The sequence below is a fragment of the Lentzea sp. NPDC004782 genome, from assembly GCF_040609115.1.
Classification (GTDB): Bacteria; Actinomycetota; Actinomycetes; order Mycobacteriales; family Pseudonocardiaceae; genus Lentzea.
The window spans coordinates 35754-47880 of record NZ_JBEXJN010000013.1 but is presented as its reverse complement, the minus strand read 5'-3'; the positions used below and the strand labels follow the sequence as shown (position 1 = coordinate 47880).

The 12127-nt window shown below is 68.4% G+C and carries 11 protein-coding genes; 5 read left to right on the top strand and 6 right to left on the bottom strand.

What is annotated here, in order from left to right; genetic code table 11:
* Window positions 1-70 precede the first annotated feature (70 nt).
* Window positions 71-628, top strand: a complete 558-nt coding sequence (locus tag ABZV40_RS14535) for a YceI family protein (protein ID WP_355440277.1) — start codon at window positions 71-73, stop codon at window positions 626-628.
* Here ABZV40_RS14535 and ABZV40_RS14530 read toward each other — a convergent pair.
* Window positions 615-1418 carry a universal stress protein gene (locus ABZV40_RS14530; RefSeq protein WP_355440274.1) on the bottom strand — a complete coding sequence of 268 codons (804 nt, stop codon included), beginning with the start codon at window positions 1416-1418 and terminating at the stop codon, window positions 615-617. The two genes, ABZV40_RS14535 and ABZV40_RS14530, sit on opposite strands and share 14 nt — an antisense overlap.
* 85 nt (window positions 1419-1503) lie before the next feature.
* Between ABZV40_RS14530 and ABZV40_RS14525 the strand changes: the two genes are divergently transcribed.
* The gene (locus ABZV40_RS14525; protein ID WP_355440271.1) at window positions 1504-2160 is read left to right on the top strand and encodes a response regulator transcription factor; all 657 of its coding nucleotides are present in this window, start codon (window positions 1504-1506) and stop codon (window positions 2158-2160) included.
* 5 nt (window positions 2161-2165) lie between these two features.
* Here the strand turns inward: ABZV40_RS14525 and ABZV40_RS14520 are convergent, their stop codons facing one another.
* The gene (locus ABZV40_RS14520) at window positions 2166-3788 is read right to left on the bottom strand and encodes a GAF domain-containing sensor histidine kinase (protein WP_355440268.1); all 1623 of its coding nucleotides are present in this window, start codon (window positions 3786-3788) and stop codon (window positions 2166-2168) included.
* A gap of 128 nt (window positions 3789-3916) precedes the next feature.
* On the opposite strand from ABZV40_RS14520, the gene ABZV40_RS14515 reads away from it, so the two are divergent.
* Window positions 3917-4567: a hypothetical protein gene (locus ABZV40_RS14515; protein ID WP_355440265.1), complete on the top strand. Its 651-nt coding sequence runs from the start codon at window positions 3917-3919 to the stop codon at window positions 4565-4567.
* Between the two features lie 78 nt (window positions 4568-4645).
* Here the strand turns inward: ABZV40_RS14515 and ABZV40_RS14510 are convergent, their stop codons facing one another.
* The 3 genes from ABZV40_RS14510 to ABZV40_RS14500 all read right to left on the bottom strand — a co-directional run bounded on the left by ABZV40_RS14510 (window position 4646) and on the right by ABZV40_RS14500 (window position 7249).
* Window positions 4646-5320, bottom strand: coding sequence for a family 16 glycoside hydrolase (locus ABZV40_RS14510; RefSeq protein WP_355440262.1), 675 nt, complete (start codon window positions 5318-5320; stop codon window positions 4646-4648).
* A 125-nt stretch (window positions 5321-5445) separates the two neighbouring features.
* On the bottom strand, window positions 5446-6603 hold the full coding sequence (locus ABZV40_RS14505; RefSeq protein ID WP_355440259.1) for a hypothetical protein: 1158 nt from the start codon (window positions 6601-6603) through the stop codon (window positions 5446-5448).
* A gap of 82 nt (window positions 6604-6685) precedes the next feature.
* On the bottom strand, window positions 6686-7249 hold the full coding sequence (locus tag ABZV40_RS14500; RefSeq protein WP_355440256.1) for an ABATE domain-containing protein: 564 nt from the start codon (window positions 7247-7249) through the stop codon (window positions 6686-6688).
* Window positions 7250-7331: 82 nt separating this feature from the next.
* On the opposite strand from ABZV40_RS14500, the gene ABZV40_RS14495 reads away from it, so the two are divergent.
* Window positions 7332-7766, top strand: a complete 435-nt coding sequence (locus ABZV40_RS14495) for a nuclear transport factor 2 family protein (protein WP_355440253.1) — start codon at window positions 7332-7334, stop codon at window positions 7764-7766.
* Between the two features lie 4 nt (window positions 7767-7770).
* Window positions 7771-8451 (top strand): MOSC N-terminal beta barrel domain-containing protein, encoded by a 681-nt coding sequence (locus ABZV40_RS14490; protein WP_355440250.1) that lies wholly within the window; start codon window positions 7771-7773, stop codon window positions 8449-8451.
* A gap of 58 nt (window positions 8452-8509) precedes the next feature.
* Here ABZV40_RS14490 and icmF read toward each other — a convergent pair whose 3' ends face one another.
* Window positions 8510-11716, bottom strand: a complete 3207-nt coding sequence (gene icmF / locus ABZV40_RS14485) for a fused isobutyryl-CoA mutase/GTPase IcmF (RefSeq protein WP_355440248.1) — start codon at window positions 11714-11716, stop codon at window positions 8510-8512.
* Window positions 11717-12127 lie beyond the last annotated feature (411 nt).

Here is a 12127-nt window from a genome sequence, read left to right as displayed (position 1 = left end):
ACACATCATCCACGTTCGGGCAGGGTGGATGACACTTCAACCAAATCGAGCAACCGAAGGACTGACCACCATGACCACCGCCACCAACCTCTCCGAACTGACCGGCGCCTACGTCATCGACGCCTCGCACTCCCGCATCGGCTTCGTCGCACGTCACGCGATGGTCACCAAGGTCCGCGGTGCGTTCAACGAGTTCGACGGCAAGATCAACATCGACGGTGACAAGCCGGAGAACACCACCGCCGAGGTGACCCTGAAGGTCGCGAGCATCGACACCCGCAACGCGCAGCGCGACGGTCACCTGACCACCAACGACTTCCTGGACGTCGAGAACTTCCCGGAGATCACGTTCGTCTCCACCGCCGCGAAGCAGATCGACGACGACAACTTCGAGATCACCGGTGACCTCACCATCAAGGGTGTCACCAAGAGCATCTCCATCCCGTTCGCCTTCGAGGGCGTGGCCGTCGACCCGTTCGGCAACACCCGCGTGGGCTTCGAGGGCTCGCACACCATCAACCGCAAGGACTACGGCGTGACCTGGAACGCCGCGCTGGAGACCGGCGGCGTCCTGGTGAGCGAGAAGGTCGTCCTCGAGTTCGAGATCTCGGCGATCAAGCAGGCCTGACCACGGCCACCGGGCACGGGGCGTGGTGGATCAGGGCCTGCGAGGTAGACCCGAGCAGCATCCCGGCGAATCCGCCACGCCCCCGCGAGCCCACCACGAGCAGGCCCGCCCGTCGCGCCAGCTCCAGCAGCAACGGGATCGGCCGCTCCCCCACCACGAGTTGTTCCACCGCGACGTCCGGGCACTTCTCCAGCCACCCGGACATTCGCGTGCTCAACAGCGACGACTGCTCGTCGAGGTGCGCCATCACCGCCATGAGCGGCGCCCCGGACGCCGCCGCCTCGTCGAACGCGAAGCCGACGGCCGGGTCCGACTCCGGCGAGAGATCGACGCCCACCACCACTGGCCCGTCGTGGTTGTTACCCCGCACCACCACCACAGGACACTCTCCATGTTGCGAGAGCGCCAGCGCCGTTGAGCCCACCAACGCTCCGGTGAACCCGCCCAGTCCATGCGACCCCACCACGACTTCCCGCGCGCGTGCTGACTCCGCGAGCAACACGGGCGTGGGATGTTCCATGCGCAGGTCGTGCTCCACGGGCACATCAGGTGCTTCGGACCGTGCGACAGCAACGGCCTGAGAGAGCCACATCCGCCCTTGGTCATACATCGCCGACCGCAGCTCACGTGCCGACGAGATGACTTCGGGATACCCGCGCGTGGGGAGCGTGTACGCGTGCACCAACCGCAACGGCGCGTCGTGCAATTTGCACGCCCGCGCGGCCCACGCCACCGCTGCGAGCGCGGACGAGGATCCGTCGACACCGACCACCACAGGCAGTGCGCTCATGATCCCAAAACTAGGCCCGATCGTCGTAGCGAGCCGTGTGCCGTTGGTCCCCTTCTGGCAGAGTCTTTGGGCTACCGTGTCACGAATGGCGACGCGTGTCTTCCTCGTCGATGATCATGAAATCGTCCGCCGCGGCATCGCGGACCTGCTCGGTGAGGAGTCCGACCTCGAAGTGGTCGGTGACGCCGCGTCGGTCGCGGAGGCCCTGGCCAAGGTGCCGGGCGCCGAGGCCGACGTGGCGGTGCTCGACATCAGGCTCCCCGACGGCAACGGCATAGAGCTGTGCCGCGAGCTGCGCAGCCGCATCCCGGGCCTGCAGTGCCTGATGCTGACGAGCTTCGCCGACGACGAGGCGCTGTTCGACGCGATCATGGCGGGCGCGTCCGGGTTCGTGCTCAAGCAGATCCTCGGCGCCGACCTGGTGAACGCGGTCCGCACCGTCGCAGCAGGACAGTCGCTGCTCGACGCCCGCACGACTTCGGCTCTGCTGAACCGGATCCGGCGTGAGCGCGAGGAGGGCGACCCGCTGCGGATGCTCAGCGAGCAGGAGCGCACGGTGCTCGACCTGATCGGCGAGGGCCTGACGAACCGGCAGATCGCCGAGCGGATGTTCCTCGCGGAGAAGACCGTCAAGAACTACGTCTCGCACCTGCTGGCGAAGCTCGGCATGCAGCGCCGCACGCAGGCCGCCGTTTTCGCCTCGCAGTTCCGCAAGGACGGCGAGAAACCCCGCCAGGCCTGACAGGACTACGTGACCGGGAGCGGCACCCGCCACACCACGCAGGCGCCGCCGCCCTCGGTCGCATGCACCGCGAACGTGCCGCCGAACTTCTCGGCACGGCGCGCGAGGTTGCGCAGGCCGCTGCGAGAAGCCTCGGGCGGGATGCCGATTCCGTTGTCCTGCACGGTGATCACGACGTCCTCACCGGCGTCGATCAGCACGGTGAGCTCGGTCGCCTCGGCGTGCCGCACGGCGTTCGTGACGGCCTCGCGCACCACGGCCTCGACGTGTTCGGCGAGCTCGGGCGGCACGGAGTTGTCGACGGTGCCGGACATCCGGACCGCGGGTGACAGGTGAGTCGCCTCGGTCAGGCCGGCCACCAGGTCCAACAACCTCCGCCGCAACGAGGTGTTGTCGGTGGAGTGCAGGTCGAAGATGGACGTGCGGATCTCGCGGACGGTCTCGTCGAGCTGTTCCACGGCGGTCTGCAGGCGGGCGGCGATCTCCGGTTCGGTGATGCGCCTCATGGTCGCCTGCAGGGTGAGGCCCGTCACGAACAGCCGCTGGATGACGTGGTCGTGCAGGTCGCGGGCGATCCGGTCGCGGTCCTCCAGCACGTACAGCAGCCGCTGGGAGCGTTGCTGCTCGGCGAACTCCAGCGCGACGGCCGCCTGGTCGGCGAACGACGCGAGCACCGGCACCTGGTCGGGCAGGAAGCGGGTCTCACCGCCGCGACGCAGCACGACGAGCGCGCCGGTGACCGCCGGGCCCGACCGCAGCGGCACCGCGAGCGCGGAGCCGAACGCCGTGCCCAGGTCGTCCACGAGCAGCGGCACGCCGGAGCGGATCACCTCGTCGACCGCGTAGTCGGCGGCGTCGAAGTCGTCGATCCGCAGACCGGCGCTCGCCGCCACGGACAACGGCGTGTCCTCGCCGTCGCCGAGCACGACGAGTGCCGCGTCGGCGCCCGCCAGCTCGACGGTGCGCTGGGTGATGAGGCGCAGCGCGTACTCGCCGGACGCGCCGCCGAGCAGCTCGGAGTTGACCTCGCCGATCGCCTCCAGCCACCGCTCGCGCATCCGGGACCGTTCGAACAGCCTCGCGTTCTCGATCGCGATGCCGGCCGCCGCGGCCAGTGCCTGCAGCACGGCCTCGTCGTCGGCGGTGAACTCGGCGGCGTCGATCTTCTCGGTCATGTAGAGGTTGCCGAACACCTCGTCGCGCACGCGCACGGGCACGCCCAGGAAGCTGTGCATCGGCGGGTGGTTGGGCGGGAAGCCGACCGACATGTCGTGCTGGGCCAGGTCGCGCAGCCTCAGCGGCGTCGGGTCCTTGATCAGCAACCCGAGCAGGCCCTTGCCCTCGGGCAGGTGGCCCATCGTGGCGCGCGTTTCCTCGTCCACGCCCACATAGACGAACTCGGACAAATCGTCACGCGTGCCGAGGACGCCGAGCGCTCCGTAACGGGCACCGACGAGGTCGACCGCCGCCTGGACGATGCGCTGCAACGTCGAATCGAGCTCCAGCCCGGACGCGACGGCGAGCACGGCGCTGAGCAGCTCCTGCATGTGGTCACGCGTGGTCACGATCTCATCCATGCGGTCTCGGACCTCGTCGAGCAGCTCGTCGAGGCCTCGGCGACCAGGCATGTCAGGCACGACGACTAGATTCGCACACTTTCACCCATCGCACGGCCTTGTCCGCCCATCGCACGGCCCTATCAAGAGGGGACCTTCGACCGTGGCCGACCCGGCGTCGGAGACCTGACAGTGTGAGCATGACGATCGCCGTGCCCGACTCACTCGGACTCGCGGGTGAGGACGTGCGCGGCGTCCTCGCGCTCGCGAGAGCCGCCGCGCCCGGCGTGCGGTTCGAGGTGCGGCCCGAGCAGATCGAGCTGCACACCACGGCCCCGCACAGCAGGGAAACGCAGGTCGCCTGCGGGGTCGCGCTGCTCAACGTCCGGCTGGCGTTGCAGGGTCACGGCATCCGTCCACTGGTGACGTTGCTGCCCGGCCCGAGCGCCAACGACGCCGCCGCGGCCGTGCGGCTCGGCGGCTACCAGAAACCCAGCCCGGACGTGCTGGCGTTGCTGCACGCGCTGCGCACGAACCGTCGCACGTGGACGACGTTCCCCGAGCTGGCCTCCTGTCGCGGCCTGCTGTCCCGCGCGGCCGAGGTGGAACGCGCGTGGCTGCACGTGACCGGCGGGACCGAGCTGGTGCTGTGCACGTTCAGCCAGGGTGCCGCAGCGGAAATCCGTGCGGGACAGGCGATGCAGCGCGTCGTGCTGACCGCCGGGACGGTGGGGATCGCCGTCTCGCCCGCACTGGACCCGATCAGCCTGTCCGCGTTGCGCGCGGACCTCCGCCCGTGCCTGGGCAACACGCTGGTGCCGCAGATGGTCCTGCGACTGGGCGCGGGGTAGGCCGTGCCCGTCCCGCGGCGCGCGGGGGTCATGTGACTCGCGGCGCGGGACGGGCCGGCATCCCTCTACCCAGAGGTACTACGTGGTGATGAACTTCGTCGGGTCGGCGACCGGGGACTCGACGACCAGGTCCTTGTACTCGTCCTCGATGCCCTTGTTGTGGATCTGGATCGCCACCGGTGCCTCGCGGCCGGCCGGTTCCTTCTTGTCCTCGAACTTCAGGACTTCCGTCGCCTTGCACTTGGTCGCGCCGTCGGGCAACGGGCAGCACGCCATGCGCGCGACCCCGGTGTCACCGTTGGCGAGGATCTCGCACTGCGCCCACTTCTTCACGTCGATGTTCGGGTGCGGGTACTTCGTGAAGAGCTTGCCGCCTCCGTTGTTGTGGCCCACCCGGTAGTCCCACGCGCCGCCGTTCGGCGGCTGGAACTGGATGGCGCCGAGGCCGTTCAACGGGGGCGTGGCGATCTTGCCCCAGATCAGCACGGTCGGCCGGTGGTTGCCGGAGATCTGGCGCACCTTGAAGATCCAGCGGAAGCTCTTGTACTGCTGCTTGTTGTAGTAGATCCAGCCGCGCGTGGTGTCCTTCTTGCTGGCGATCGCGCCGTCCTTCACGACGAACGCGTCCTTGGCGTGCATGGTCCAGCCGTCGAGCGTCTTGCCGTCGAAGATGGGCACCAGCACGGGATCCGCGGCCTGGGCCGGGGTCGTTCCCGCGACGAGCGCCAGCACGAAGGCAGCGACTATCCACAATGGACGACGAAACATTTGTGACCGTCCTCGGCTCCGAGGTGTTCGGCAGCGACGGTGCAGCCCACGTTAGAACCGAGACATCGGAGCAGTCAACGGAAACCGGTGTTTCTGAAAACGGACAAACTCTAACGGGCCAACACCGCCCTCCACAGCAGCCTGGCCAGCTCCGGGTGGCAGATGTCGTTGTGGGCACCGGCGATCCCGTCGATGCGGCGGATGACCGACGAGCAGTCGACGTTGTGCACCTGCCCCCTGGTGAGTTCGCCAGGAGACCCGATGTTGTGGCCGTGGGCGTAGGTGCCCTGCACGCCGTGCGCGCCGATGGCGCCGTACTTCGGGTACTCGTCGAGGTCCACCTGACGGCCCGACCGAGCGGCCAGCGGGTAGAACCGGCCGATCGCGTAGTCGTGCGCGGAGGTCGTGACGATGATCGGCCCCGGCACGCGGGCGAGCACGCCGCGGAAGTAACCGGAGCCGGGTTCGCCGGGCAGCCGTTCCGCGAACGACCACAGCGACATCGCGCCCTGCACCAGGGTCAGCGTCGCGGCCGGCACCACGTTCGCCATCGCGGTGGCGGTGATGCAGCCGAAGCTGTGGCCCATCAGGTGGATGCGCGCGTTCGGGGCGGCCTGCGCGACCTCGCGGGCGATGCGGGCCGCCCCGCTCTCGCCGAACACCTTGGCGCGCCGCTTCATCTTCCAGAACGTCAGGATCCGCAACGGGGACAGGATCCCGCCCAGCGCGGGGTCCTCCAGGCACGCGCGGTAGAGCTGCTCGGCGTCGAACGACATCCCGTCCTCGCCGGGCAGGTCGGGGACCGAGCTCTCCAGGTAGTCGTAGGCCTGCTTGACGGCGGCCGACATCCGGCACGGGTGCTGCCGCGCGGCCTCGACGATCGTGCGCACCGCGGCGGTGCGCCCCGCCCCGCCGCCGAGGCGTTGCGCGGAGGCCTTGATGAACTCGTCGGACCGCACGTCCTCGTCGCCCCACGCCTTCGAGGGCCAGTGCAGGCCCACGAGCAAGGACTTGAAGCCGCCGGGAAGCCCGTGTGCCGCTTCACGTTCCGCACGGCAGTCGGCCATCGTTTTGATCCACTGCCCGTACTGCTCGCGGGCGGCGGGGACGTCACCGTTCCAGCCGTGGATGAAGAAGAACACGTCGGTGACGCCGCGCCGGGCGTCCCACAGGACGTCCGCGCTCTCGCGCCCCCGCTCGTTGCCGGTCTCGTCGAAGCAGACGAGGTGATAGCTGATGTCGTGACCTGGCACGGATTCTCGGGACATCGCGGATCACCACCACACACAATGCGCGCCCTACTGTTCTCCGGTTATCGGAACTCCAGCGGCTCATGTGTAGCTTCGGCGATCAGGAAAACCCGTTCGGACCAGGGGATTCACCCCGATTGCGCCGGTAGTGGCGCGCGGCGCGGACCCTGTTGCCACAGGATGGCGAGCACCATTCGCGGCGCGGGTGGTCCTTCACGAAGTACAGCACGCAGCCCGGTGCATGACAGGCGCGCAACAACACCCGGTCCGCCCCGGTGAACAGCTCCACCGCCTCCGCCGCGATCGAGGCGAGCGCCTGACAGGCGGGCGAGCCCTCGCTTTCGTTGTCCCGCAACAGTTCCCCGTCCCGCACGACCAGCCGCGGCCACTGCGGCGCACTTCTGGCCGCGCGGTTCACCTCGGCCACCGCCCGTTCCAGATCACGGTTCCGCGCGACCGCGCGCGCGTCCTCGGTGAGCACGCCGGCGAGGTCGCGGAGCGCCTGCCGCAGCGCGCGAAAGGCCTCCAGGTCGCCCTGGTCGACCGGCACGCCCAGGAAGTCGCGGAGTCCACCGACCGTGGTCAGGTCGTCGTTCACCTGCGACCGATTGGCCCAGATGGTGTTCATCAGCAGAACCGGACGGGGTTCGTCGGGCGTCAGCACGTCTAACGGTAACACACGCTTGCATCCGTTAGACACTCGTTCTAACGTTTAGAGCATCGACCAACCGTTGGAGGGACCGCCCGTGACCCTCGTGCCCCCGTTCGACGCCGACACGGCCAGCCGGAAGGTGCGGGCCGCCCAGGACGCCTGGAACACCCGCGACCCGCACCGCGTGGCCGCCGCCTACACGCCGGACTCGGTGTGGCGCAACAGGTCCGAGTTCGTGCGCGGTACCGGCGAGATCGTCGCGTTCCTGACGAGGAAGTGGGAGCGGGAGCACGAGTACGTGCTGCGGAAGTCGCTCTGGGCATTCGGGGACGACCGCATCGCCGTGCGCTTCCAGTACGAGTGGCACGACGACGAGGGCCAGTGGTGGCGCAGCTACGGCAACGAGAACTGGGAGTTCGCGCCGTCCGGTCTGATGAGCAGGCGCGAGGCGAGCATCAACGACATCAGGATCGCGGCAGCAGACCGCCGCATCGACCCGGATTCGACCTGCGAGATCCCCACGGGGTAGCGAGATGCACGTCGAAGCGTTGTGGCGCTACCCGGTGAAGTCACTGGCGGGCGAACCACTTCAGGAGGCGGAGTTCACCCGCGACGGCGTGGCGGGCGACCGGCTCGTCCACGTCCAGGGCCCGCGCGGGGTGCTGACCGGGCGCACGCGGTACGGCCTGCTGACCATCCCCGCCTCCACCGGCCCGGACGGCCCGTTGGTGGACGGGCATCCGTGGGACAGCTGGGAGGCGCACGCGCTGGTGCTCCCGCACGGAGGCCGGCTGACCCGCTACACCGGACCGGAACGCTTCGACGTGCTCAACGTCCTGGTGGCGACCGACGGCCAGGTGCAGGCGGCCGGGATCGACGTGCGGCGGTTGCGGCCCAACATCCTCATCGGCGGCGTCGAACCCGGCGAGGAGGACGGGTGGCCGGGCCACGCGCTGGTGGTCGGCGACGTCGTGATCGGCATGTTCAAGAAGCGCGCCCGATGCGTCGTCACCACGATCGATCCCGACACCGGGGCGCAGGACCTCGACGTGCACCGGCGGATCCGGCACGAGTTCGGTGGCGTGCTGTGCCTGGACAGCTGGGTGATCCAGCCCGGCACCGTGCGGGTCGGCGACCCCGTCGAGGTGGTGCCGACCGACGAGCTCCCCGACCGGATCGGCGGGTGGATCGTGGGCCGCCCCTACGCGGTCTGAACCGCGATGAAGGGCGCCTTCATCCACCTCACGTGGATGAAGGCGCCCTTCATCGCTCTCAGATGTTGCGGCGGTACTGGCCGCCCACCTCGAAGAAGGCCTCGGTGATCTGGCCGAGCGTGCACACGCGTGCGGCGTCCATCAGCACGGCGAACACGTTCTCGTTCGTCTGCGCCACCTCACGCAGCCGCGCGAGCGCCTTCTCCGCCTCGTCGCGGTGCGCCGCCTGGAACGCACGCGTGCGCTCGACCTGGGACTGCTTCTCCTCCTCCGTGGCGCGGGCGAGCTCGATCTTCACGTGCTCCCGCTCGCCGCCCTCGGGCAGGAAGGTGTTGACGCCGACCAACGGCAGCGAGCCGTCGTGCTTGCGCTGCTCGTAGAGCATCGACTCGTCCTGGATGCGGCCGCGCTGGTAGCCGGTCTCCATCGCGCCGAGCACGCCGCCGCGTTCGGAGATGCGGTCGAACTCCATCAGCACGGCCTCTTCGACCAGGTCGGTCAGCTCGTCGATGACGAACGAGCCCTGCAACGGGTTCTCGTTCGCGGACAGGCCCCACTCCTTGTTGATGATCATCTGGATGGCCATCGCGCGGCGGACGGACGACTCCGTGGGAGTGGTGATCGCCTCGTCGTACGCGTTGGTGTGCAAGGAGTTGCAGTTGTCGTACAACGCGCAGAGCGCCTGGAGGGTCGTGCGGATGTCGTTGAAGTCCATCTCCTGCGCGTGCAGCGAACGGCCCGAGGTCTGCACGTGGTACTTGAACTTCTGCGAACGCTCCGCGGCGCCGTAGCGGTCGCGCATGGCCACGGCCCAGATCCGGCGCGCCACGCGGCCGATGACGCTGTACTCGGCGTCCATGCCGTTGGAGAAGAAGAACGACAGGTTCGGCGCGAAGTCGTCGATGTGCATGCCGCGCGCGAGGTACGACTCGACGTAGGTGAAACCGTTGGCCAAAGTGAAAGCCAGCTGCGAGATGGGGTTCGCGCCGGCCTCGGCGATGTGGTAGCCGGAGATCGACACCGAGTAGAAGTTGCGCACCTGCTGCTGGATGAACCACTCCTGGATGTCCGCCATCATGCGCAGCGAGAACTCCGTGGAGAAGATGCAGGTGTTCTGGCCCTGGTCCTCCTTGAGGATGTCGGCCTGGACCGTGCCGCGGACGTTCGACAGCGCGAACCGGCGCAGCTGCTCGTACTCCTCGGCGTTCGGCTCGCGGTCGTGCTCCGCGCGGAACTTGTCGACCTGCTGGTCGATCACCGTGTTCAGGAAGTAGGCGAGGATCGTGGGCGCCGGGCCGTTGATCGTCATCGACACGGACGTGGTCGGCGCGACGAGGTCGAAGCCGTCGTACAACGCCTTCATGTCGTCCAGCGACGCGATGGAGACACCGGACGTACCGATCTTGCCGTAGACGTCCGGCGGGGTGTCGGGGTCGCGGCCGTAGAGCGTCACCGAGTCGAACGCGGTCGACAGGCGGGTGGCCGGGCTGCCCTTCGACAGGTACTTGAAGCGGCGGTTGGTGCGGAACGCGTCACCCTCGCCCGCGAACATGCGCGCCGGGTCCTCGCCCTCGCGCTTGAACGGGAAAACCCCGGCGGTGTACGGGAAGAAGCCCGGCAGGTTCTCCTTGCGCAGGAACCGCAGCAGCGAACCCCCGTCGTCGTAGCGGGGCAGGCTGACCCGGCGGACCTGGTTGCCGGACAACGTCTCCCGCGTCAGTTTGGTGTGGATCTCCTTGTCCCGCACCTTGAACACGAGCTCGTCACCGGAGTACCGCTCGCGGGTCGCCGGCCACTGCGCGAGCAGCTCCTGCGTCTCGCGGTCGAGCTCGCGTTCGGCGTCCGCGGCCAGCTCCGCGATGTCCGCGACGCCCTTGCCCGCGGCTTCCAACGCCTTCTGCGCGCCGACCAGCTGGGTGTGCGCGCGGACCGCCTCGACCTGCTCTTCGGTCTTGCGGTGGTAGCCGCGCACGGTGTCGGCGATGTCGCTGAGGTAGCGCGCGCGAGAAGCGGGCACGATCGTGGACGCCGACGTGGACGTCTTGCCGTTGACCGGCGCGAGAGAGCCTTCTTCGACCTGGAGGCCGTGCTCCACGAGCCCGTCACGCAGGAACTGGTAGAGCGCGGTCACGCCGTCGTCGTTGAACGTCGCGGCGGAGGTGCCGAACACCGGCATGTCCTCCCACTTCGCACCGAACGCCTCACGGTTGCGCACCATCTGCCGCGCCACGTCACGACGCGCGTCCTCGGCACCGCGCCGCTCGAACTTGTTGATCGCCACGGCGTCGGCGTAGTCGAGCATGTCGATCTTCTCCAGCTGTGACGCGGCACCGAACTCCGGCGTCATCACGTACAGCGAGAAGTCCACGAACGGCACGATGGCCGCGTCACCCTGGCCGATACCGGGCGTCTCGACGATGACCAGATCCGCGCCGGATGCCTTGCACGCCGTGATGGCCTGCTCCAGCCCGTCCGGGATCTCACTGCCCGCACGGCGCGTGGCCAGCGAACGGAAGAACACCCTGTTGCCATCGAGACAGTTCATCCGGATGCGGTCGCCGAGCAGCGCGCCACCGCCGCGGCGCCGCGTCGGGTCGACGGCCAGCACCGCGATGCGCAGCTTGTCCTGCTGGTCGAGCCGGAACCGGCGCACCAGCTCGTCGGTCAGCGACGACTTGCCGGAACCGCCGGTGCCCGTGATGCCCAGGACCGGCACCTTGCGCGTGGTCTCCAGCGGCTGGGCGATGCCGGCCTCGATGTGCGTGATCGCCCGCGCGAGCGCCTCGTCCGCACCGGTGAGCAGCGCGTCGCGACTGAACGGCTCGGTGAGCGCGTGGTCGCACTCCTCGATCATCAGGTTGATCATGCGCGCCAGCCCGAGCGTCTGCCCGTCCTGCGGCGAGAAGATCCGCGCGACCCCGCGGGAGTGCAGCAGCTCGATCTCCTCCGGGACGATGACGCCGCCACCGCCGCCGTAGACGCGGATGTGCCCGGCGCCGCGCTCGTTCAGCAGCTCGACCAGGTACGAGAAGTACTCGACGTGCCCGCCCTGGTAGGCGCTGATGGCGACGCCCTGCACGTCCTCCTGGATCGCGGCGTCGACGACCTCCGCCACCGACCGGTTGTGGCCGAGGTGGATGACCTCCGCACCCTGCGACTGCAGGATGCGCCGCATGATGTTGATCGCCGCGTCGTGCCCGTCGAACAGGCTGGACGCCGTCACGAAGCGCACCGGGTTCACCGGCTTGTGCAGAGTGGTGGCCATGAGAATAGTTTGACTTCCTACTATTGGACGTGCAACCGAGGGTGGCCCAGGTCTCTGAATCGAGCAGGTACGACCGGCACGGTCTGGGAACCCAGAATCGACCGTACGGCTGGAGGCGCGGTCGAGGCACCGCGACACACCCGATCGACCACCGGCGAACGCACGCGATCCGGGAACACATGCACGGCCCGAACAACGGTGCCATTATTCCATTTTCCCGAGAAAACGAAACCGTGCCGGTTCGAACAATGCAGCCTCAACTAACGTTAAGCTAAACATACCAACGGTACGAATGTTTAATCGCACACGCGCCTGGTGACGACACATGTCACCTGACACAGTGCATCGAACGAACAGGGGCGAAAGTCCCGAAATCATGCCCAACGCTTCGGGCAGCCGTCCGTCAGAACC

Excerpts from the sequence above, each read along its gene's own strand:
- ABZV40_RS14530 (WP_355440274.1), bottom strand. The coding sequence starts at position 1,418 with ATGAGCGCACTGCCTGTGGTGGTCGGTGTCGACGGATCCTCGTCCGCG.
- ABZV40_RS14525 (WP_355440271.1), top strand. The coding sequence starts at position 1,504 with ATGGCGACGCGTGTCTTCCTCGTCGATGATCATGAAATCGTCCGCCGC.
- ABZV40_RS14520 (WP_355440268.1), bottom strand. The coding sequence starts at position 3,788 with ATGCCTGGTCGCCGAGGCCTCGACGAGCTGCTCGACGAGGTCCGAGAC.
- ABZV40_RS14515 (WP_355440265.1), top strand. The coding sequence starts at position 3,917 with ATGACGATCGCCGTGCCCGACTCACTCGGACTCGCGGGTGAGGACGTG.
- ABZV40_RS14535 (WP_355440277.1), top strand. The coding sequence starts at position 71 with ATGACCACCGCCACCAACCTCTCCGAACTGACCGGCGCCTACGTCATC.
- icmF (WP_355440248.1), bottom strand. The coding sequence starts at position 11,716 with ATGGCCACCACTCTGCACAAGCCGGTGAACCCGGTGCGCTTCGTGACG.
- ABZV40_RS14505 (WP_355440259.1), bottom strand. The coding sequence starts at position 6,603 with ATGTCCCGAGAATCCGTGCCAGGTCACGACATCAGCTATCACCTCGTC.
- ABZV40_RS14490 (WP_355440250.1), top strand. The coding sequence starts at position 7,771 with ATGCACGTCGAAGCGTTGTGGCGCTACCCGGTGAAGTCACTGGCGGGC.